Origin of the sequence: Lutibacter profundi, assembly GCF_001543325.1 — a bacterium.
Classification (GTDB): domain Bacteria; phylum Bacteroidota; class Bacteroidia; order Flavobacteriales; family Flavobacteriaceae; genus Lutibacter; species Lutibacter profundi.
The window spans coordinates 1,524,988-1,547,671 of record NZ_CP013355.1 but is presented as its reverse complement, the minus strand read 5'-3'; the positions used below and the strand labels follow the sequence as shown (position 1 = coordinate 1,547,671).

Here is a 22,684-nt window from a genome sequence, read left to right as displayed (position 1 = left end):
ATATAATAGAATTATAAAAACTAAAACAAAACATAATGAAAAAGTGGTTATTACCGTTAATAATTATAGTCGTTGTTGTTTTTGGGATATACAGCTGGGCTGTAGGTTTCAATAATACAGCCGTAAAATTAAATGAAAATGTATCGGAAAGTTGGGGGAATGTTCAAACAGCTTACCAACGCAGAAGTGACTTAATAGGAAATTTAGTTAATACAGTTAAAGGAGCAGCCGATTTTGAGAAATCTACGTTAACTTCTGTAATTGAAGCAAGAGCAAAAGCAACATCTGTTACAATTGATCCCTCAAATATAACACCTGAACAATTGGCAAATTTCAATAAAATTCAAGGAGGGTTAAGTGGAGCTTTAAAAAGTTTATTAGTTACAGTTGAACGTTATCCAGATTTAAAAGCAAATCAAAGTTTTTTAAAATTACAAGATGAACTGGCTAGCACAGAAAACCAAATTTTAACAGCTCGTACACGTTTTAATGAAGCTATAAAACCATATAATAATCATGTAAAAACTTTTCCAAATTCTATTTTGGCAAGTATTTTCAATTTTGAAGGAAAAGCTTATTTTGATTCTGAACCAGGAGCTGAAAAAGCACCAGAGGTTAAATTTGATTTTAACAATAAGAAATAATGGCTGAAGTTGAAGATTTTTTAACAAAAGAGCAAGAACAGAAACTTATTCAAACAATTAAAGTTGCTGAAAAAAATACTTCAGGAGAAATACGTGTTCATATAGAAAAGGCATCAGATAAACCTCCAATAGATAGAGCATTAGAGGTTTTTCATCTTTTAAAAATGAACGAAACACAACTTAAAAATGGGGTACTATTATACGTAGCAATTGAAAGTAAACAATTTGCTATAATTGGTGATGAAGGTATTCATAATAAAGTAACTAGTAGCTTTTGGGATACAACTAAAGAGATTGTGTTATCGCATTTTGCTAAAAAAGAATTTGCAAAAGGGTTGGAACTTGGAATACTTGAAGTTGGAGAAAAATTAAAGAACTATTTTCCATACCAAACAAATGATACTAATGAATTGTCAGATGAAATTTCTAAAGGATAATGACTTCAATAAACAGATTATTTAAAAAATACAGTACATTTTTAATTGCCATATTATTAGTTCAAGTTGCTTTTGGTCAGTTTACAATACCTGAAAAACCAACATTACAAACAAGTGTATATGATTATGCTAAATTGTTGTCTGCTTCGCAAAAAGCTGCTTTAGAAAATAAGTTAATCAAATACTCTGACTCAACATCAACACAAATAGTTGTGGTTACAGTTGAAACCATTAAAGGAGAAGATATTGGGATTTTAACACCTAAATGGGCACACAAATGGGGTATTGGACAAGCAAAAGAAGATAATGGTGTTTTTATTTTGTTAGCTAAAAAAGAGCGAAAAATATGGATATCTCCTGGTTATGGAGTAGAATATAAACTAACGGCTGGTATAACAGGTACAATTGTTAGAAACATTATTATTCCAGAATTTAGAAAAGGAGATTATTACGCAGGTTTAAACAAAGGAGCTGATGCTATATTTGAAGTTTTAAATGGAACTTTTAAAAATAAGCAGACGAATAAAAAAGGTAAATCAAAAAGCTTTTCAGGGTTTATAGCGCCCGTTATTATTTTTATTATTTTAATGATTCTATTTTCTAAAAAAAATAAAGGAGGCGGTAATAACAGAGGGAATAGAAGAAACTCCACAGCGTCAGATATTTTAACAGCCATTCTTTTAAGCGGTGCAGGAAGAGGTAGTTTTGGAAGTGGTAGTTTTGGAGGCGGAAGTTCTGGAGGTGGCTTTGGAAGCGGAGGCTTCGGAGGTGGTTTTGGAGGTGGAGGTTTTAGTGGTGGTGGTGCCGGAGGAGGCTGGTAATCAGTGTAATTTCAGAAAGTATTTAAATTTTGGGCAAATAAAAGAAGTTAAATAAAAAATAATAACTCTTAATGTTTGGTAATTGTACATAAGGTGAATGCTGTCTACAAATAAATTGTGTATTTTGTAATTATTTTTCTATTGTTTGTTAGTATTGCTATTTACATAATTTAGTTCTTCGTGTTTTTTTATTAGAAAAAATACTATTAATTATATCATTCTTTATTCATTACCGTTTTTAATTTATAAATTAAAATAACTGCAACAACACCGCCTAAAAATGATACTGAAAAATTGATAATTAACAAATTGTAATTAATATCTCCTAATTTCACTATGGAGATTGGATCAAAACCTAACCGTCCAAATGATTTTATAAAAAAAGCACTTCCAAATACGCCCGCAATTGTATTTCCAATACTACCTAAAGAATATGTTTTGAATATATACCCAGCTAGATTAGCTCCAGATATTCCAATAAGGATACTAGTTAACGAAATTATGGTTGGTGTCATAAAATACTACTTTTTAATGCCCATAATCCATGTTGTCTATTTTTCCACTCAGTAATTTGTTTTGAGTAATTAAATACACAATAACAAGTATAATACCAATAATACCCCAACCTAAAGCAACCGATAAACCATATTCATGAGCTGCGGTGTTGTATATTGTAAGCGATTCATTTTGTTTATGAGTTGAAGGTAAAATTACAGGGAATAATGAAGCTAAAGATGAGGTAATACCACCAAAAATAACTAATGTTGATAAGATAAATCCATGGATGTCTTTTTTTAATTTTTTAATAAAAAATAGCCCAAATAATCCAGAAAAATAAATAACCGGGAATACTATTAAATAAGGCTTATCAAAAAAGTTATCTAAAGAATTAGGATTCACTATTTGCCAAACAAATAATGAAATTACAGTTAAAATGAACAACAATATATTCAACTTAAATATCACAGATTTAAGTTTGTTATTTATAGAAGAGTTTGTTTTTAAAATAATCCAATTTGCTCCGTGAATTGCTAAAGTAACTACTGAAATTAAACCAATTATAATAGTAAACCAATCAATAACACCTGGTGTTTCACTTAGCGGACTAAAACTACTATTCCATAATGGTAAGAAAAAATAGTGTCCTTCAAATGCAGCAATACCATTTTCAATTCCTCCTAAATTAACACCTCTAACAACATTTCCTAAAGCTATTCCAAAAAATAATGCTAATAATAAACTGGAAACACCAAAAGATTTATCCCAAATGTCTTTCCACATTTGATAATTAAACTGACTCCTAAATTCTAGACCGATAGCTCTAAAAATAATTAACCATAAAACGATGATTAAGGGTAAATAAAATCCACTAAAAACGGAAGCGTAAAATGTAGGGAATGCCATAAAAAGGAGTCCTCCACCAGCAACAAGCCATACTTCATTAAAATCCCAAAATAAACCTGCACTTTTTGTAATTATTTCTTTGTCTTTTTCTGTTTTAGCTAAAAATAAATGTATGATGCCTGTTCCGAAATTATAACCATCTAGAATAAAAAAAATAGTTAAAACAATTGCTATTATAATATACCAAAATACTTCCATAATTTAATGTTTTTGAGGTGTTGGCCCATGGTGAATAGTTTTTCCTACAAGTACTAAAAATAGCAAACCTAGTAGCATATATAAGGCTACAAACCCTAATAATGTAAATAAAGTATTACCTGATGAAACTGTAGGTGATACGCCTTCAGATGTTCTTAATAATCCGTAAACCAAATAAGGTTGCCTACCTAGTTCAGCAACGTACCAACCTGTTAAATTTGCGATGTAAGGAAATGGTACTAAAAACATAATTACCCATAGTAATGGTTTCATAGAAAATAATCTTCTCCTCCATAAAAAGAAAACGGCTAAGCCCATTATAGCCATAAAAATAGTTCCTAAACCAACCATAATATGATAAGAATAATAGAGTGCAGGAATATTATCGGGTAATTCTTCTTTTTTAAATTGATCCATCCCTGGAATTTGCTTATCCCATTCTTGATATGTTAAAAAACTAAGAATATTTGGAACGGCTATTTTATTGTCTAATTTTTTTTGAACCATATCAGGTTGTCCAATAAGTACAATTTCTGCTCCTTTTTCTTCAGTTTTAAAAATCCCTTCCATTGCAGCAAATGAGGCAGGTTGATATTTAGCTACATTTTTAGCATTCCAATCTCCTGTTGGAAAAGCAAGGAGTAAACTTGAGACTAGGCCAAATATGACTCCCGTTTTTAAAAAAAGCTTACCATACTCAATGTTTTTATTTCTTAATATATAAAAAGCACCAATGCTTGCAACTACAAATGAAGAAGTAACAAGAGATGCAATTTGATTATGTAAAAAAGCTGGTAACAGCCAAGGATTACTAAATAATGCTGAAAAATTTTCTAGTACAAATTTACCATTCTCTAAAATTTCATAACCCACTGGGTGCTGCATCCAAGCGTTGGTAGCTAGAATTAAATATCCACTCGCCCAAGAGCCTAAAAAAACTAAAAAGCCTGTTAAAAAATGTAATTTTTGTCCCATTAGTTTTTCACCAAAAATGAACAATACTAAGAATGTAGATTCTAAAAAGAATGAAAATAAACCTTCCATAGCTAATGTTTGGCCTATAATACTACCTGTAAGTTCAGAAAATTTAGCCCAGTTGGTTCCAAATTGAAATTCCATAGGAATTCCGGTAACAACTCCCATTGTAAAATTAATAGCGAATATTTTCATTAAAAATTTAGCGGCATTATTATATTTTACAATGTTAGTTTTTAAAAATCGCCATTTGTAATAAACAATTAGTAAAGATAAACCCATTGTTAATTGGGGAAATATGTAGTGAAAAGTGATAGTAAAAGCAAATTGCAATCTATCATAAAAAATCATGTCTTCCATATCTATATCTATATTTTTAAAGGTAGTTATTAATTTTGTTACATTCCAGGAATACGGAACATACGTTTCATTTTACTCTGTTTATAGTACCAACCCCAACCTTTTTTTAACCAATGACCTACTATTGGCAAAGGTATCATTATTTCTTTTTTAGCAGTACGCATTACAAATGCAGCGCCATCTCCACTATCCATAACACAAATAATATGTAATTTTTCCCAATAACTTTTACGTTTTCCACTAGCTATTATGGTATTGTGAAAATTGTAAGTACTTACATCTGCCATTACTTCAGCAATATGGCCTTGTTTAGCCGCCCATGGATGATTTATAATAGCCGCCGCATCACCAATTACATATACGTTGTCTTTGTTTTCTACTCTGCAAAGTTCGTTTATTTTTACAAAACCTGTCTCATTTTGAGGCAAGCTAGTATTTTTAATTAAATTCATGCCATCTCCACCAGAAATAAATAAAGTTAAATCTGAATCCAATTGTGTATTATCTATAAAAGTAATAGCATTTTTTGTAAATTCTTTAATTTTTTTGCCAAAATGAGTATTTACATGGTAGTGTTCAAAAAATGAGTCCATATTTTTATAAGCTTTCCTACCCATTCGTTTTCCTGGTTCTGCCATTGGCGCAAAAAAGGTAAGTTTAAATTTGTCTCTCAATCCTTTTTTATTAAGGTAATGGCTAATATTAAACAATAGTTCAAAAGCAGGCCCACCTCTAACGGTAGTGGATGTAGGGTCTTTGGGATTCCCTCCAAAACCAACATTTATGGATCCACTACCTTTAGTAACTAATTTTTCTAATTCATTTTTAATGGTTATAGACTCTCTTGGTTTACCGCATATAGAATGTGTATGTTCCATTCCTTTTATATAAACTTTACTCATTCCTAAGCCAATAAAAAGATAATCGTATTCATGTATAGTTTTGTTGGTAACTATTTGTTGATTTTCAATATCAATTTTTGTAATTTTTTCAATTACAAGATTAAATCCATGTTTTTTTTGTAAATCAAAAAGATTGAGTTTGGTGTCTTCAAAACTCCGTTTTCCAACAGGAATCCATATAGACACAGGATAAATAAACATATAATCTCTATCTGAAATTAATGTTACATTGTACCCGTATTTTCTAAGTTTTATGGTTGCTTCAACACCTGCAAAACCACCACCTAAGACTAAAATTTTCATTCTTTTTTCTGAAATTTTAAATTGATTTCAAAAGTAAGGAGATAAACAATTTAGTTTTGTAAAATAAATTACAGAGTAAAGTATATAAGATTACAGAAAATAAAATAAAATAGCGTACGGTGTTTTTTAATAGTCGAATTGTTTTATAAAATTATCTTCTGTAATTTAATGCGGGAGGTCTATCACCAAGAAGAGGAATATATTTAAAATCTTCACCTCTTTTTATGTAAAATTCTTCTTTTGCTTTTTTAATTATTGAATTATCTAAAAATAAATCAATGGCTGTTAAAGAAATTGTTTTTGCTGCAACCATCATGCCTTTGTAGCCAATATTAGTACCTCCAGCTGCTACAGCTTGCCAGCTATGAGCGGGCGTTCCAGGTACCCAAGTAGCACTACTCATTCCTGCGGTTGGAACGGTAAAGCTAATATCTCCAACATCGGTAGAGCCAAAAGGTTTCCCTTTACTTTTATACGGCTGAACTATTTTTGCAGCTTCTAAGTTTGCCTTTTCTAAACCTAAAGTTTTAGCAATTTTATGAGCAAATATTTTTTCTTCATCAGTATAAGTTATTCCCCCAATTTTTACTAAATTTTTATACATTAATTCTTGTAAGGTTAGGTTTGGTAATAATTCATGAGTTCCACCAATCATTTCATAATCCATAGTAGTTCCTGTTCCTAATGCGGCTCCCTTTGCTGCATTTACAATTCTATCAAATATTTCAATTACAGTTTCCCTATTATTATGTCTGGCATAGTAGTATACTTCAGCAAAATCTGGAACTACATTAGGTGCTTTTCCGCCATCTGTTATAACATAGTGAATACGAGCTTCCTGAGGAATGTGCTCTCTCATCATATTAACCATCATATCCATAGCTTCAACAGCGTCTAAAGCAGATCTTCCTTTTTCTGGAGAAATTGCAGCGTGTGCAGAAACACCGTAAAATCTAAATTTAGCCGATTTATTGGCTAAAGAAGCTCCTGCGTTAGCTTCATTTACAGAATTTGGATGCCAATGTAATACAGCATCAACATCGTTAAATAACCCTTCTCTTACAAGATAAACTTTTCCTGAACCACCTTCTTCTGCAGGGCATCCATAAAAGCGAATAGTTCCTTTTATATTGTTAGTTTTCAACCAATTTTTAACTGCTATAGATGCAGCCACCGAAGCTGTTCCAAACAAATGATGACCACAGGCATGTCCTGCTGCTTTGTGAGCAGATTTTTTTTCAGGAATAGCCTCTTGGGAAAGACCAGGTAATGCGTCAAATTCTCCTAAAATAGCAATAATTGGCTTGCCTTTTCCATATTCGGCTATAAAAGCAGTAGGCATACCAGCAACTCCTTTTTTTATTTTAAAGCCTTCATCGCTAAGTGTTTGCTCTAATAGGGCTGCGCTTTTTTCTTCTTGATAACCCATTTCAGCATAACCCCATATCTTTTGTGCAATTGTACTATAGAAATCTTTTTTATTATTTAAATCTTTTATGGTATTGTTTTTTTGACCAAAAGTCAAAAGAGAACAAAATAAAGCTAATACTAAAATTTTAGTGTTCATTATTATCAAATTATGTTTGTGGAAATAAATATACTATAAATATTGAACTGACCAAAAAAGTAATTTATTTATATGATTGATGGTGCTAAAAATTAAGCACAAATTAAAGATAGGCAATTAAAAACCTAATAAATAAACCGAAACAAAACACTGTTCTAATTGGGTTATTTTTGTCTAAAATAAATAACAATTGGAACGCCATGAAAGTCAAAATTTTCACGTAATTTATTTTCAACAAAACGTTTGTACGGATCTTTTACATACTGAGGGAGATTACAAAAAAACACAAATTGAGGTGTTGGAGTAGGCAATTGCATACAATACTTAATTTTAACAAATTTCCCTTTAATTGCTGGAGGGCCATTATGTTTCACAATTTCCAACATTGTGTCATTCAATTTGCTTGTTGGAATTCGTTTCTTTCTGTTTTTAAAAACGTCAACAGCAGTTTCAATAGCTTTGTAAATACGCTGTTTGGTTAAAGCACTAATAAATAAAATTGGAACATCGGTAAAAGGAGCTATTTCTCTTCTGATTTTGGCTTCAAAATCACGCATAGTATTGGTTTCTTTTTCAATCAAATCCCATTTATTTACTAAAATAATAACGCCTTTTTTATTTTTTTCAGCTAACCAAAATATATTTTCATCTTGCCCTTCAAAATCACGAGTGGCATCTACAACCACAATAGCTACATCACAATTCTCAATTGCTCTAACAGCTCTCATTACTGAATAAAACTCTAAGTCTTCTTTTACTTTAGATTTTTTGCGAATTCCAGCAGTATCAATTAAATTAAACTCAAAGCCAAAACGGTTGTATTTAGTATCAATAGAATCTCGTGTTGTTCCGGCAATGTCAGTTACAATATTTCTATCTTCACCTATTAAAGCATTGATAAATGAAGATTTTCCGGCATTTGGACGGCCAACTACCGCAAAACGAGGAAGTTCATTTTCAGCAATAACTTCACCTTCTAATTTTTCAGTTAAGGCATCTAAAAGTTCTCCAGTTCCACTACCATTAATAGATGAAATTGTATAATATTCACCTAATCCAAGGTTGTAAAATTCAAGGGCGTCATTAACTCGCATTGAATTGTCAACTTTATTTACCGCCATTAAAACGGGTTTTTTTACTTTTCGTAAAATGTTAGCAACCTCAGTATCCATTGGGGTAATTCCTTCTTCAACATCAACAACAAATACAATAATATCAGATTCTTCAATGGCTAATTGCACCTGTTTTCTTATTTCTTCTTCAAAAATATCATTAGATCCAATAGTATAACCTCCAGTATCAATTACTGAAAACTCTTTCCCATTCCAATCACTTTTTCCATAATGCCTATCTCGCGTAACACCGCTAACAGAATCAACAATAGCTTCTCTACGTTGTACTAAACGATTAAATAAAGTTGATTTACCAACATTTGGTCTTCCTACAATGGCTACAATATTACTCATTTGAGTATTTTTAAATTTTTTGCAAAATTACGTAATTTTAATTTGGAAAACGGAATATGATTGCTTCTAAATTAGCTATTTATTAAAAAACAGTATATTGCATTGCTAAAAAAATCAATGAATGAACGAATTTAAAAACAGGGATATTTATTTACGCCCTAGATTTAAAATGAATTTTAATGAAACTAAACAACGTTTAATTTCAAAATTTGAAGATAATTTAAAAGATACAAATTGTAAATATTGCAGTAAAATTATTGATGGGCATATTGTAATTGATATCCCTTTTGGTGAAAATCATTTTTGGTCTCCACAACTTAACATTGAAATTGCAAAGGTTGAAGGAAATAAAACAATTGTTAAAGGTTTGTTTGGGCCTAAGCCACAAGTTTGGACATTATTTATGTTTTTTCATTTTGCTGTTGCTGTTGCCTTTATTGGGTTTTCAATTATGGCTTATGTAAAATGGACTTTAAAAAGTAACTACACAAATGCATTAATTATAGTGATTGCCTTGCCTATTTTATGGATTGTAATGTATTTTTTAGGACAATTGGGTAAAAAAAGAGGGCACCAACAAATGGATGAACTTTATGAATTTATGATGAAAACATTAAATAAGTAGTTGTAAGGTAAAAGGTGAAATAATATTGCTAATCGTTATACCCAAATCTCCTTAATTGACGTTTATTACTTCTCCAGTTCTTATTTACTTTAACGTATAATTCTAAATGAATTTTTTTATCAAAGAATTTTTGTAAATCTTTACGAGCTTCAACGCCAACGCGTTTTAAAGCAGCACCTTTGTGACCAATAATAATTCCTTTTTGAGTTTCACGCTCAACCATAATTACTGAACGTATTTTTATAATTTTTTCAGTTTCAAAAAATTCTTCAGTATCTACCTCAACGGCGTACGGAATCTCTTTTTTGTAGTGCATTAATATTTTTTCACGAATAGCTTCATTTACAAAAAAACGTTCTGGTTTATCTGTTAATTGATCTTTAGGGTAAAATGCTGGTGACTCGGGTAAAATTTCAATAATCCTGTTAAAAACGTTTTCAACATTAAAATTTTCTAGAGCAGATATTAAAAATATTTCAGCATTAGGTACTTTTTCTTTCCAATATTGTAATTTTTCTTCTACTTCCTTTTGTGAAGACTTGTCAATTTTATTTATAAGAAGAAGAACAGGGATTTTAGAACTTTTAATTTTATTAAAAAGTTTTTCATCTTTCAAGGTGGTTTCTCCAATTTCAACCATATAAATTAGTATGTCGGCATCTTCAAAAGCAGATTTTACAAAGTCCATCATAGAAGCTTGTAATTCATATGCGGGTTTAATAATTCCTGGAGTATCAGAGAATAATATTTGAAAATCATCGCCATTTACAATTCCTAAAATTCTATGACGAGTAGTTTGTGCTTTTGAGGTGATAATTGAGAGCCGTTCACCTACAAAAGCATTCATTAAAGTGGATTTACCAACGTTTGGATTTCCAATAATATTAACAAAACCTGCTTTGTGCTTCATTTTCAATGTTTAAAGCTGCAAAGGTACTCTTTAATATTTTTAATTTAAAAAATCTTATTGGTTTTTTGAAAAAACGTTGTATCTTTGCAGTCCAAATCGCGGGGTAGAGCAGTAGGTAGCTCGTCGGGCTCATAACCCGAAGGTCGCTGGTTCGAGTCCAGTCCCCGCTACTAAAAAAACCTCATTTTTTTTAAATGAGGTTTTTTTATATTCTATATTTTGATTTCTGTTTCCAAAAAGGTTAACTATTCGTTTTTTAGTATGTTAAAAATTCAACCTTGTATTTCTACATTAAAAATTTCAGTACATTTATACATGAAAAATAATTTAAAAAGTATAAATTACTTCTAACTAAAGCAAAAACATTAAAAGATGTTTGTTATATAGGTTAATTATGAATAAAATAATACACTTGTGTTTTCTATTTATTTCCCTTACGTATGCATTTGGACAAAATAAAAATAACGTAAAATACACACTTAATCATATTGAAAAATTAGAAAAGGTTTTTATAACTATACATTTTGATTCTTTAAGTATTAACACTGTTAAGTTTATAATTCCTAGAAGCGCTCCAGGAACTTATGAACTTACAAATTACATTTCTTTTGTTAATAATGTTAAAGCGTATACGGGTTCTAAAAAATATATAGAAGGAAATATAGGAGATGGTTCTTATTTTACTTTTTCAGCTGATAAAAATTTATACATATCGTCTATTACTTATGAAGTTGATATTGTTAAAATGGAAAAAACATTATTAGGTTCTTATGCAAGTTCTAAAAAAAGGAAAAAATATTTAGGAATCTTAGGATATTCAGTTTTTGGTTTTGTTGAGGGTTTGGAAGATAAACAAATAGTATTAGATATTAATACAGCTCCAGATTGGCCCATTTTTAGTACTCTTCGCCCTCAAAAAGAAAGAAAAAAAGGTACAGACTCTTATGCTATTGAAAATTACGCATTACTTGCAGATGCTCAATATTTATTGGGAGAAGGTGTTGAGGTTTATCAAATAACAAGTGCAAAAATACCCTTATTTGTTGCTGTATATGCCGAAACAGAAATTAACATCAAAGAAATTGGGAGAAGAGTTTTAAAATCATTTAATAAATTAACTAGCTATTTTGGATATGTTCCTATGCCACATTATACAGTTTGTTATGAATTTTTAAAGCCTATTTCTAAGAGGCATGATTATGGCTTTTCTATGGAACATTTAAACAGTATGACAGCAAGTTTTGATATTTCTAAAGCTATTAAAAATTACAATCTAAATGCAAAAATAGGAAGTGTTGTTCACCATATAGCGCATTCTTGGGTTCCGTTACGCTCTTACGGTACAGGATATCGCCCGTTTGAATGGCAAACGGCTCCGCTAATAGAAACTATTTGGTTAAATGAAGGATTTATTTGGTATATTTCATACTATACTGTTTTAAATAACAAGCAAATTCTTATTTTTTTTAATAAAATAATAGATAATGCGCCAGATTATATTAAGAAAAAATCATTAAAAGAATTATCATTGTTAGGTTCTACCCAATATTCAATGGATTTTAGAATAGGTCAAAATTTATTTTCAAGAGGTGCACTTTTAGCTCATGATATTGATGTTTTAATTCTTAAGGAAACAAACGGACAAAAATCTTTCAAAGATGCTATATTAGGCTTGCTAAAATGGACGGAAATAAATAAAAGAGCTTATAAGTATAACGAAATAGCTCCTATAATATCAAAATCTGTGAATGTAGATGTTTCTAAGATATGGGAGAAATGGCAAAAACCTATCAAATAATGACGAATAAAAACCTTTAATATAATATGAATAAAAAAAATATATTAAGAATAGCAATGGCTCAAATTTCTCCTGTATGGTTAAATAAAGATAAAACTATTGAAAAAATAAAATCATTTATTATCGAAGCAGGAAAAGGAAATTGTGAACTTGTAATTTTTGGGGAAGGGTTGTTACCAGGTTATCCTTTTTGGGTTTCAATAACAAATGGGTCAGAGTTTAATTCTACAATTCAAAAAGAAATACATGCTCATTATATTAGAAATTCAATACAAATTGAAGCAGGAGAATTAAATGAAATTTGTGAATTAGCAAAAAAATACAATATTGCAATTTATCTTGGAATTATAGAACGAGCTAAAAATAGAGGAGGGCATAGCCTATATTGTTCTTTGGTGTACATTAATGCAAAAGGAAAAATTAAATCTGTTCACAGAAAATTACAACCTACCTATGAAGAAAGATTGGTTTGGGCTGCTGGAGATGGTAATGGTTTACAAGTTCATAATCTTAAACAATTTTGTGTAGGTGGTTTAAATTGTTGGGAAAACTGGATGCCACTTTCCCGAACTGCACTTTATGGTTTAGGAGAAAATTTGCATATAGCTGTTTGGCCGGGTTCAGATTATAATACAATAGATATCACCAGATTTATAGCAAGAGAATCGCGATCATTTGTAATATCTGTTTCTAGTTTAATGAAGGTTGAAGATTTTCCAAACAATACACCTCATTTAAAAACAATTTTAAAAAACGCTCCCACAGTATTAGCAAATGGAGGTTCATGTATTGCAGGTCCTGATGGAGAATGGATTGTTGAACCAATTGTAGGAAAGGAAGGATTAATTATAAAAGATATAGATTTTAATAGAGTGTTAGAAGAGCGACAAAATTTTGATCCTGTAGGGCACTACTCTCGTCCAGATATAACAAAACTAATAGTGAATAGAGAAAGACAATCAGTTATTGATATTATTGAATAATAATTAAATAGACTTTATTTAAATAATAATAGAAAAGCAATTGAGTAAATATCTATTTAAAATAATTCATATTTTGTTTAGTTTTTTAAGTTAAAACGCAAACATTGTTAAAAAATAGTGCTAAACCTATAAAATTTCAATCGTTTTCGTATTTTATCTCTAATAAACTCTCATTATTTTGTAAACTTGCAAACTTAAATTAGCATTAAAATTTTGAGATGTTAATTTTTATTAAAGTTTTAAAAATAATTAGAATGGGTACAACATTATTTGACAAAGTTTGGGATTCTCATGTAGTTCGTAAAATAAAAAATGGGCCAGATGTATTTTTTATTGATAGACATTTAATTCATGAAGTTACAAGTCCGGTAGCATTTTTAGGATTAAAAAGTAGAAATAACACGGTATTATATCCTAATAAAACGTTTGCAACAGCAGACCATAATACACCAACTATAAATCAACATTTACCAGTTGAGGATCCTTTATCTTCTAATCAACTAAAAGCATTAGAAGAAAATTCAGCTGAATGGGGTATACCTCACTGGGGCTTAGGGCATCAAAATAATGGTATTGTACATGTTATAGGTCCAGAAAATGGTATTACGCTCCCAGGAGCAACAATTGTTTGTGGAGATTCTCATACGTCTACACATGGCGCTTTTGGCGCTATTGCATTTGGTATTGGAACTTCAGAAGTAGAAATGGTACTTTCCTCTCAATGTATTATGCAGCCAAAGCCAAAAAAAATGCGCATAAACATTGATGGTAATCTTGGTTTGGCAGTTACGCCAAAAGATGTTGCGTTATTTATTATTTCCAAATTAACAACTTCAGGAGCCACAGGATACTTTGTTGAATATGCAGGTGAAGTATTTAAAAATATGACAATGGAAGGACGTATGACAGTTTGCAATTTAAGTATTGAAATGGGTGCTAGAGGAGGTATTATTGCTCCAGATGAAAAAACATACGAGTACATTAAAGGACGTTTGTATACACCAAAAGGCGAAGATTGGAATTTAGCAATGAAGTACTGGAAAACATTAAAAACAGATGTAGATGCGGTGTTTGATAAAGAATTAACGTTTAGTGCAAATGAAATAGAACCTATGATTACTTATGGAACAAATCCAGGTATGGGAACAGGTATTTCAAATACTATTCCAAATGCTGAAGAAGTTGAAGGTGGTGCTATTACTTATAAAAAATCCTTAAATTATATGGGGTTTGAAGAAGGTGATACTATGATAGGTAAAAAGGTAGATTATGTTTTCTTAGGGAGTTGCACAAATGGTAGAATTGAAGATTTTAGAGCTTTTGCTTCTATTGTAAAGGGGAGAAAAAAAGCCACAAATATTACCGCCTGGTTAGTTCCTGGATCTCATATTGTTGAAACTAAAATTAAAGAAGAAGGATTGTTGGCAATTATTACAGAAGCAGGATTTGAGTTAAGGCAACCTGGATGTTCAGCTTGTTTAGCTATGAATGATGACAAAGTTCCTGCTGGTAAATTAGCCGTGAGTACTTCAAATAGAAATTTTGAAGGCAGACAAGGGCCTGGGTCAAGAACATTGTTAGCCAGTCCTTTAGTTGCTGCGGCAACGGCTGTAACAGGAGTTGTAACAGATCCAAGAACACTTTTATAATTTTAAAAACAAAAGAAAATGGCTTACGATAAATTTGAAATATTAAAAAGTACAGCGGTTCCATTGCCAATTGAAAATGTTGATACAGACCAAATAATTCCAGCACGCTTCTTAAAAGCAACGGAACGAAAGGGATTTGGAGATAATCTGTTTAGAGATTGGAGGTATAACCCAGATAATACATTAAAAGAAGATTTTGTACTGAATAACCCAATTTACAAAGGAAAAATTTTAATAGGAGGGAAAAACTTTGGTTCTGGATCGTCAAGAGAACATGCAGCTTGGGCAGTTTATGATTACGGTTTTAGATGTGTTGTTTCTAGTTTTTTTGCAGATATTTTTAGAGGAAATTGTTTAAATATTGGTGTACTGCCAGTTCAGGTAAGCCCAGCATTTTTAAATAAAATATTTAAAGCAGTTGAGATTAATCCAGCTACTGAAATTGAAGTAAATCTACCAAACCAAACAATTACACTGCTAGATAGTGGAGAAAATGAATTGTTTGAAATAAATGACTATAAGAAACAAAATATGTTAAATGGCTATGACGATATAGATTATTTAACAAAAATGAAAGAAGAAATTAAAGATTTTGAAAAAACGAGGCCCTTTTAGGTGAAAATTAAATTTCACGATTTACATGAAAAAAAGAAAAATTGAAATAATGGATACTACACTTCGCGATGGAGAACAAACCTCTGGAGTGTCATTTTCAGCACCTGAAAAGTTAACAATAGCAAAGCTTTTGATAGAAGAATTACACGTTGATAGAATTGAAATTGCTTCAGCAAGAGTTTCAGAGGGTGAATTTGAAGCCGTTAAAAATATTACAAAATGGGCAAAAACGCATGACCACTTAGATAAGATTGAAATTTTAACTTTTGTAGATAAAGGACAATCTATAAATTGGATGAAAAGAGCAGGAGCAACAGTTCAAAATTTGCTAACAAAAGGCTCCTTAAATCATTTGACACATCAACTAAAAAAAACACCTGAGCAACATTTTTCTGAAATAAAAGAAACTATTGAACTTGCTAAAAAAGAAGGTATTGTTTCCAATGTATATTTAGAAGACTGGAGTAATGGAATGCGAAATTCAGAAGATTATGTATTTCAATTTTTAGATTTTTTAACTAAACAATCAGTTGCCAGAATATTGTTGCCAGATACTTTAGGAATTTTAACACCTTCAGAAACCTATAAATATTTTTCAAAAATAACAACGAAATACCCAAATATACATTTTGATTTTCACGCTCATAACGATTATGATTTAGGTGTGGCAAATGTGATGGAGGGAATAAAAGCAGGAGCAAAAGGATTACACTTAACAGTTAACGGTATGGGAGAAAGAGCAGGAAATGCTCCGTTAGCTAGTGTAGTTGCTGTTGTAAATGATTTTTTTAAAAATGAGGTTGAAATTTCTGTAAAAGAAACTGCACTGTATTCTGTTAGTAAGTTAATTGAAACTTTTTCAGGATTTAGAATACCTGTAAATAAACCAATTGTTGGAGAAAATGTTTTTACGCAAACAGCAGGTATACATGCCGATGGTGATAATAAGAATAACCTTTATTTTAACGATTTAATGCCTAATCGTTTTGGGAGAAAACGCAAATATGCTTTAGGAAAAACTTCAGGAAAAGCGAATATTGAAAAAAATTTGCAAGAATTGGGTTTAGCATTGAATAATGAAGATTTGAAAAAAGTTACCCAGCGAATTATTGAATTGGGCGATAAAAAAGAATTGGTAACCAAAGAAGATTTACCATATATTATTTCAGATGTATTACACAATAATTTGTATGAAGAAAGAATTACCATTGAATCGTATGTGCTTACTCATTCAAAAGGCTTAAAACCATCTACCACCGTTGCTGTTAAAATTGATGGAGAATTATATGAAGAGCATGCACAAGGTGATGGGCAGTTTGATGCTTTTATGAATGCATTAAATAAGTTATATACTAAGAAAAACATGGTATTGCCAAAACTAGTTGATTATGCGGTGAGAATTCCCCCAGGAAGTAATTCGGACGCTTTGTGTGAAACAATAATTACTTGGAAAACAAATGAAAAGCAATTTATTACAAGAGGCTTAGATTCAGATCAAACAGTATCAGCAATTAAAGCCACAAAAAAAATGTTAAACATATAAAAGAAGAATGAAACTATCTTTAACCTATGATTGAACCTTAAATTTTACATTGAGCGCAGTCGAAATGTTTTAGATTTCTCGACTTCTTTAGAAAGCATAAAAATTTTACATTTTAAAGAATTTCACTATTTTAAGAATATTAAATAAATAAAAATGAAATTAAATATAGCACTTTTAGCTGGAGATGGAATAGGTCCAGAGGTAATAAACCAAGCGGTAAAAGTATGTGATGCAGTTGCAGTAAAGCATGGTCATGAAATAAAATGGATACCTGCGTTAACAGGAGCTGCAGCCATTGATGCTGTTGGAGAACCTTACCCAGATGAAACTCATAAAATTTGTATCAATGCTGATGCTATTTTATTTGGAGCAATTGGGCATCCTAAGTATGATAATGATCCTTCTGCAAAAGTACGTCCAGAACAAGGTTTATTAAAAATGCGTAAAAAATTAGGCTTATTTGCCAATGTACGTCCAACATTTACTTTTCCGTCATTAATAGACAATTCGCCACTAAAAAGAGAACGTATTGAAGGTACTGATTTGGTATTTTTAAGAGAATTAACGGGCGGTATTTATTTTGGAGAAAAAGGAAGAAAAGATGGAGGAGAAACGGCTTTTGATACTTGTACCTACACTAGAGAAGAAGTGATTCGTTTGGCTAAAAAAGGATTTGAATTGGCGATGACACGTTCTAAAAAATTATGCTGTGTTGATAAAGCAAATGTTTTAGAAACTTCAAGGTTGTGGCGAGAAACTGTTCAAGCTATGGAAAAAGATTACCCAGAAGTAGAAGTTTCTTACGAATTTGTTGATGCAGTTGCAATGCGTTTGGTACAATGGCCAAATTCTTATGATGTGTTAATTACTGAAAACTTATTTGGAGATATTTTAACTGATGAGGCTTCTGTAATATCGGGTTCAATGGGGTTAATGCCTTCTGCATCTGTTGGAGAAAAAACATCTTTGTACGAACCAATTCACGGTTCATATCCACAAGCTGCTGGTAAAAACATTGCTAACCCGTTAGCAACAATATTATCTGCAGCAATGATGTTTGAAGATGCTTTTGGACTAAAGCAGGAAGCAGAAAGTATTAGAAATGTTGTAAATAAATCACTAGCTGAAGGTGTTGTTACAGAAGATTTATCAGGAAAAAATAAAGCGTACAAGACTAGTGAAGTAGGAGACTGGTTAGTTTTAAACTTATAAAGAGTTGATAGTATTTTTATAACAAAAAACAGTGAAGATGTTTTCACTGTTTTTTGTTATAATTGTATTGCTTATAAAGCAACATACTATTCAAATATTAGTTTGCAGATTTAATAAAATCAAATATCTTTTCAGATTGCTCTTTACTCAAATTTGCTCTAACTCTCATATGTAAGCCAATAGTTGACCAATCGGTATCATTATAAGCAGCTGGAGATGGCGTATTATGACATCTAATGCAATTTTCTCCCCAAAGTTGGGCTCCTGATTTGTTTTTGTATGCTGTTACTTGTTCAGTTGAACAAGATTCAAGCATAAATACTGTTAAAATTCCTATTACAACAGTAGCTATTCCAAATGTTTTGTATGTTTTCATTATTGTATGTTTTTTAATTATAATCCTATTGCCCAATGTAAGTAAAGACCTTTTTGATCAAAATCACCAAGAGTATCATGACCTCCTTCACCAGTAATACTTTGATAATTTAATTTAATAAGAGATCTCCAGCTAATCCAATAGTTTAATCCAAAAGAATATTCTTTTTTATTGACTTCCCATCCTGCACCTTCCGGAGTTCTTAAAGTAGAATAACGAGTTACAAATTCAAGTTTGCTAATAAATTCACTACCAGACATGGTTGGTCTATATGATAATTGAGCATAAAATGAATTACTGTTATTATCAAAATTCAAGTTCTCAAACTCACCTGGAGTTTCTTCAACAGTATAAATCATATTATCAACTTTTGATTTATTGTATTGTGATTTAACATCTACAATTCCACCTAAACCAGCTAATTGTTTTACAAATGAAAAATCAAGTGCAAATAAGTTAGCTCCTAAATTTTCATAAATACTACCAGTATCTCCTGCTTTATCTGTAGTATAAAAAGAGACCCCAAATTCAGTTGAATTATTAGCAAAAGGGAGTATTCCTAAACGTCCACCAAATGCACGGCTGTTGTTATTATCTATAAGGTTATTAAAAGCTAACATACCAGCTTCACCTGGTTCTACACCATCTGGAGTCTTAATTCCTGGGCCGTTTGTATTGTAAACAGAATAATTAATAGTAGATGTTCCAACTCTAAAGGCTCCTCTTAATTCAACTCCAACACCAGAACTTGGGGCAATACCATCATGTCCAAAACCTAAAGGTTTAGTAGGCATTCTATTAACCCAACTAGGGTGTAAACGTTCCATAAATGTACCAAAAGGCAATAAAAATTTACCACCTCTTATGGTCATATAATCATTTAAAATATACATAATATTGGCATACTCAAAACCTACTTCTAAAGATCCTTCATTAATTTGAAATTCTAACTCTGCTTCAACCATTAAGCGATCTGAGTGTTTAAATAGAAATATTGGTGCAAAAGTCCCACCATTATAAGTTGTTTCCTTGTCTCCATTTATGGTAACGTTTTCATAGCCCATATGGCCATAACCACGAATCATAAATTGGGTTTTACTAGATTTGAAGTCGTTTACTTGAGCTTTTACTCCAAATCCAATAAGTCCTAAAAAGATTACTAAAATTAGTTTTTTCATTATTTTTTTGTTTAGTTATTTTTTAAATGTTCTTATATAATTAACCAATTGCCAACGTTGCTCTTCAGATAATATATCTTTGTAAGCAGCCATTGGTGTTTTTCCATTTGTTAATTTCCAAAATATTGCACCATCAGTTTGTGCTTGTACTTTTTTCGAGGTGAAATTTGCAGGTTTTGGACTTAAAGCTGCTCCAGCAATACCATCACCTTTACCTTTGTTTCCATGACAAATTACACACATACTTACGTATAATTTTTTAGCTTTTTTAATAGCATCTGTATTTCCTTTTAAAGGATTTTCAATTGCATCTGCGTTTTTAGGAGCTACCCAACTACTTTTTTGAGCTTGTACATTTATTGAAAATGTGACTATTAAAACAACGAATGCTATTTTTGTTATTACTTTCATTTTATATAATTTTATTTTTATTAGTATTATTTTATAAGTAATTTAAATGAAGTAAATTCAATTAAATTAATATAAAAAAAGGTCCTGAAGTTGAGGTTAAAGTGCGTCTAAGTTTGTTGTTTAAATGAAGACACTTTAGAGAGAGAAATCAAATGCGGAAGCATTCGATAAAAACTAGAATATTTTTTACAATTAAAGGAGGGGAATAATCCTTAAAATGAAGAGTATTCTTAGTTAAATTTAAATATAGGCTATATAAATTGAGATTGATATTTGGTGTCGCTATAAATTGTTGAAAATTAATGCCTGATAAAGGGCTATTTGCAAAAATACTGCCTGCCTTTATTTTTTGAACATTGGAACAACAGTTGTCTTCGGAAATTAAATTAAGTTTATTTTTAAATTCACAAGTTGACATAGCCATACTACAAGTGTCTGCTTTCCCAAGTATTGAGAAATCTTGTAATTCATCACCACAAAAATGCTCATCAATTATGACAAATGATGATGAAAACAATACAATAATTGCTAAAAAAACGGCTTTTATTTTATTTTTTATGTCTTTCAACTTGTTGTTATTCAATTATTTGTAATGCTGTAAAATTAAATCATTTTTATTTTAAATTTATGACAAATATCACTGTATTTAATGGTTCTTATTGGCTCTTGACGAAGAATGGGTTTTAATAATTTTCCAAACGCCATTTGTTTTCTTTAAAATAGAGGTTGCAACGCCTTTTTTATTTATTATGCGGGATTCTCTCCCTTTTTTTTCATTTGCCTTTAAATCTATTGTGTAAATGTATGTTTCAGTTGTAAATGCATAGGGTAAGTCTATAATAGCATTAACTTTATAGTCAGAAAAAATAAAGCTATTGAAATAATCTAGTTCTGGGCCTAAATGATGTCCTAAATAATTAGAATAACTACCTTCTGAACCTCCGGATTCATAAACCTCTGAATCTTTTGAGAAAAGATCTAAAGTTCCTTCTACATTTAAATTTTGTATGGCATCTTTATAATTTTTTAATACTGTAAATACAGCTTGTTTTTCAGCAGGAATATCAACTGTTTGAACTCTCTTGCTGTCAGTAGTTTTATTATTTGTGCAATTCGTAAAAAGTATTGCAACTATAATTAATGTTATAATTGTTTTTAAAGTATTCATTTTTAATTAGTTTTTATATTTTTTTAATTCTAAATTTATCACAAACTGTCCCTTAATTTGTTTATCCAAACTATAATTTGCTCTTTATCATTGTCAGATAGTTTGGCATCACGGTGAATTAAAGTATAAGATTGCATAGGCATCTCATTATCTCTAATTTGACTGGCAAGAGATTTTAATTTATTTTTTTGTTTTCGCTTAGAGTAAGCACCAAATTCACTAAAATTAAATTCTTTTTTACCTTCTTTTATATGGTTTTCTAATAGCCAACTTATGGGTTGAATTTTATTGTACCAAGGGTAATTTGTATTATTACTATGGCAATCATAACATGATTTTTCAAACATATTTTGGATGTTGGTTGGAACAGCAAAAGTTTTAGAAAAATCTGTTTCTAAAACTTCAGTGCTCTGATTGCGTTTTGTGGGTATAAATTGTATACCCACAAACACAATTAATAAGAAAATAAATAATTTTTTTAGTTTTTTCATTTAGTTAATTTGCTTTTGCACACTTCCGCATGAAATCATTTTACTACCAAAAAACGGATTTTTAATTTCTTTATATTCACTAAGCCAAATAGCGCCTTTCCCTTCTCCAGCCATTGGGCATTTACTTTGGTATAATGTTTTGTCTGTTCCCAACAATGCAATTAAATCATTAACATCTATACTTAAATTTTCAAAATGTTCTCTTTGATGATCAATAGGGCTTTTAACAATATGTTCAGCTTGTTCTTTTGCATCTTCTAAAATTTCCATATACTCTTTATGTTGAGAGTCGTTTAGTTGCGACATATCAAAATCTGTAAAAGCAGTAAGCATCATTGCTCCACCTTTGGCAGCACCTTCTTTACTGTCTTCTACCAATGCATTTTTAATTTGTAAATAGCTGTCAATAATAGCTGATGTAGCGCTATTTTTTTGAGTAGTTGCATCAATATTTCGTTCTTCCTTTGAAGAATTTTCGCCCATTGTTGCATCATGGTCATGGTCGTCATGGTCATGACCGTCAGCCTCTTTCATGTTCATTTCTGACGATTGCATACTGTTAGATTCTGCTTGTTTTTTGTCGTTTTTACAAGCACTAAAAAGTATTGTAATTAACGCTAATACATAAATTGATTTTTTCATTTGTTT

General features: G+C 30.7%; 24 protein-coding genes and 1 tRNA gene. 11 read left to right on the top strand and 14 right to left on the bottom strand.

Annotation, left to right across the window (positions count from 1 at the left end):
* The first annotated feature begins 35 nt into the window (after window positions 1-35).
* The 3 genes from Lupro_RS06860 to Lupro_RS06850 are packed head-to-tail and all read left to right on the top strand — an operon-like array spanning window position 36 to window position 1,902.
* Window positions 36-644 carry a LemA family protein gene (locus tag Lupro_RS06860; protein WP_068207793.1) on the top strand — a complete coding sequence of 203 codons (609 nt, stop codon included), beginning with the start codon at window positions 36-38 and terminating at the stop codon, window positions 642-644.
* Window positions 644-1,081 carry a TPM domain-containing protein gene (locus tag Lupro_RS06855; protein ID WP_068207791.1) on the top strand — a complete coding sequence of 146 codons (438 nt, stop codon included), beginning with the start codon at window positions 644-646 and terminating at the stop codon, window positions 1,079-1,081. The genes Lupro_RS06860 and Lupro_RS06855 overlap by 1 nt, the downstream gene beginning before the upstream one ends.
* Window positions 1,081-1,902 (top strand): TPM domain-containing protein, encoded by an 822-nt coding sequence (locus tag Lupro_RS06850; RefSeq protein WP_068207788.1) that lies wholly within the window; start codon window positions 1,081-1,083, stop codon window positions 1,900-1,902. Before Lupro_RS06855 ends, Lupro_RS06850 begins: the two co-directional genes overlap by 1 nt.
* Window positions 1,903-2,117: 215 nt before the next feature.
* Here the strand turns inward: Lupro_RS06850 and Lupro_RS06845 are convergent, their stop codons facing one another.
* The 6 genes from Lupro_RS06845 to der all read right to left on the bottom strand — a co-directional run bounded on the left by Lupro_RS06845 (window position 2,118) and on the right by der (window position 9,077).
* On the bottom strand, window positions 2,118-2,417 hold the full coding sequence (locus Lupro_RS06845; protein WP_068207784.1) for a hypothetical protein: 300 nt from the start codon (window positions 2,415-2,417) through the stop codon (window positions 2,118-2,120).
* Window positions 2,418-2,430: 13 nt separating this feature from the next.
* Complete coding sequence (cydB, locus tag Lupro_RS06840) at window positions 2,431-3,504, bottom strand: cytochrome d ubiquinol oxidase subunit II (protein WP_068207782.1); 1,074 nt, start codon at window positions 3,502-3,504, stop codon at window positions 2,431-2,433.
* A gap of 3 nt (window positions 3,505-3,507) precedes the next feature.
* On the bottom strand, window positions 3,508-4,839 hold the full coding sequence (locus tag Lupro_RS06835) for a cytochrome ubiquinol oxidase subunit I (protein ID WP_068207778.1): 1,332 nt from the start codon (window positions 4,837-4,839) through the stop codon (window positions 3,508-3,510).
* 38 nt (window positions 4,840-4,877) lie between these two features.
* A complete protein-coding gene (locus Lupro_RS06830; protein WP_068207775.1) occupies window positions 4,878-6,044 on the bottom strand; it encodes an NAD(P)/FAD-dependent oxidoreductase in 1,167 nt (388 codons plus the stop codon).
* A 151-nt stretch (window positions 6,045-6,195) separates the two neighbouring features.
* Window positions 6,196-7,611: a M20 family metallopeptidase gene (locus tag Lupro_RS06825; RefSeq protein ID WP_068207773.1), complete on the bottom strand. Its 1,416-nt coding sequence runs from the start codon at window positions 7,609-7,611 to the stop codon at window positions 6,196-6,198.
* 164 nt (window positions 7,612-7,775) lie between these two features.
* Window positions 7,776-9,077, bottom strand: coding sequence for a ribosome biogenesis GTPase Der (der, locus tag Lupro_RS06820; RefSeq protein ID WP_068207771.1), 1,302 nt, complete (start codon window positions 9,075-9,077; stop codon window positions 7,776-7,778).
* A 121-nt stretch (window positions 9,078-9,198) separates the two neighbouring features.
* Between der and Lupro_RS06815 the strand changes: the two genes are divergently transcribed.
* Window positions 9,199-9,702: an ABC transporter ATP-binding protein gene (locus Lupro_RS06815; protein WP_068207767.1), complete on the top strand. Its 504-nt coding sequence runs from the start codon at window positions 9,199-9,201 to the stop codon at window positions 9,700-9,702.
* A gap of 28 nt (window positions 9,703-9,730) precedes the next feature.
* Here the strand turns inward: Lupro_RS06815 and era are convergent, their stop codons facing one another.
* Complete coding sequence (era, locus tag Lupro_RS06810) at window positions 9,731-10,612, bottom strand: GTPase Era (protein ID WP_068207764.1); 882 nt, start codon at window positions 10,610-10,612, stop codon at window positions 9,731-9,733.
* 97 nt (window positions 10,613-10,709) lie between these two features.
* Here era and Lupro_RS06805 point away from each other — a divergent pair.
* From Lupro_RS06805 to leuB, 7 genes are all read left to right on the top strand, one after another.
* A tRNA-Met gene (locus Lupro_RS06805) sits at window positions 10,710-10,782 on the top strand.
* A gap of 224 nt (window positions 10,783-11,006) precedes the next feature.
* Window positions 11,007-12,410 carry a M61 family metallopeptidase gene (locus tag Lupro_RS06800; protein WP_068207756.1) on the top strand — a complete coding sequence of 468 codons (1,404 nt, stop codon included), beginning with the start codon at window positions 11,007-11,009 and terminating at the stop codon, window positions 12,408-12,410.
* A gap of 26 nt (window positions 12,411-12,436) precedes the next feature.
* Window positions 12,437-13,393 carry a carbon-nitrogen hydrolase family protein gene (locus Lupro_RS06795; protein ID WP_068207753.1) on the top strand — a complete coding sequence of 319 codons (957 nt, stop codon included), beginning with the start codon at window positions 12,437-12,439 and terminating at the stop codon, window positions 13,391-13,393.
* A 254-nt stretch (window positions 13,394-13,647) separates the two neighbouring features.
* The gene (leuC, locus tag Lupro_RS06790) at window positions 13,648-15,042 is read left to right on the top strand and encodes a 3-isopropylmalate dehydratase large subunit (protein WP_068211504.1); all 1,395 of its coding nucleotides are present in this window, start codon (window positions 13,648-13,650) and stop codon (window positions 15,040-15,042) included.
* Window positions 15,043-15,060: 18 nt separating this feature from the next.
* A complete protein-coding gene (leuD, locus tag Lupro_RS06785; protein ID WP_068207750.1) occupies window positions 15,061-15,657 on the top strand; it encodes a 3-isopropylmalate dehydratase small subunit in 597 nt (198 codons plus the stop codon).
* A gap of 25 nt (window positions 15,658-15,682) precedes the next feature.
* On the top strand, window positions 15,683-17,200 hold the full coding sequence (locus Lupro_RS06780; protein WP_068207747.1) for an alpha-isopropylmalate synthase regulatory domain-containing protein: 1,518 nt from the start codon (window positions 15,683-15,685) through the stop codon (window positions 17,198-17,200).
* A 153-nt stretch (window positions 17,201-17,353) separates the two neighbouring features.
* The gene (gene leuB, locus Lupro_RS06775) at window positions 17,354-18,412 is read left to right on the top strand and encodes a 3-isopropylmalate dehydrogenase (protein ID WP_068207744.1); all 1,059 of its coding nucleotides are present in this window, start codon (window positions 17,354-17,356) and stop codon (window positions 18,410-18,412) included.
* A 97-nt stretch (window positions 18,413-18,509) separates the two neighbouring features.
* On the opposite strand, the gene Lupro_RS06770 is transcribed toward leuB, so the two are convergent.
* The 7 genes from Lupro_RS06770 to Lupro_RS06740 all read right to left on the bottom strand — a co-directional run bounded on the left by Lupro_RS06770 (window position 18,510) and on the right by Lupro_RS06740 (window position 22,678).
* Window positions 18,510-18,788 (bottom strand): c-type cytochrome, encoded by a 279-nt coding sequence (locus tag Lupro_RS06770; RefSeq protein WP_144439116.1) that lies wholly within the window; start codon window positions 18,786-18,788, stop codon window positions 18,510-18,512.
* Between the two features lie 17 nt (window positions 18,789-18,805).
* A complete protein-coding gene (locus Lupro_RS06765) occupies window positions 18,806-19,966 on the bottom strand; it encodes a porin family protein (protein ID WP_068207741.1) in 1,161 nt (386 codons plus the stop codon).
* 15 nt (window positions 19,967-19,981) lie between these two features.
* Window positions 19,982-20,377, bottom strand: coding sequence for a c-type cytochrome (locus tag Lupro_RS06760; RefSeq protein ID WP_068207738.1), 396 nt, complete (start codon window positions 20,375-20,377; stop codon window positions 19,982-19,984).
* A 148-nt stretch (window positions 20,378-20,525) separates the two neighbouring features.
* Complete coding sequence (locus tag Lupro_RS06755; RefSeq protein WP_068207736.1) at window positions 20,526-20,945, bottom strand: HYC_CC_PP family protein; 420 nt, start codon at window positions 20,943-20,945, stop codon at window positions 20,526-20,528.
* A gap of 78 nt (window positions 20,946-21,023) precedes the next feature.
* A complete protein-coding gene (locus Lupro_RS06750; RefSeq protein WP_068207732.1) occupies window positions 21,024-21,545 on the bottom strand; it encodes a nuclear transport factor 2 family protein in 522 nt (173 codons plus the stop codon).
* A 38-nt stretch (window positions 21,546-21,583) separates the two neighbouring features.
* A complete protein-coding gene (locus tag Lupro_RS06745; protein WP_068207728.1) occupies window positions 21,584-22,036 on the bottom strand; it encodes a heme-binding domain-containing protein in 453 nt (150 codons plus the stop codon).
* The gene (locus Lupro_RS06740; protein ID WP_068207725.1) at window positions 22,037-22,678 is read right to left on the bottom strand and encodes a DUF3347 domain-containing protein; all 642 of its coding nucleotides are present in this window, start codon (window positions 22,676-22,678) and stop codon (window positions 22,037-22,039) included.
* Window positions 22,679-22,684 lie beyond the last annotated feature (6 nt).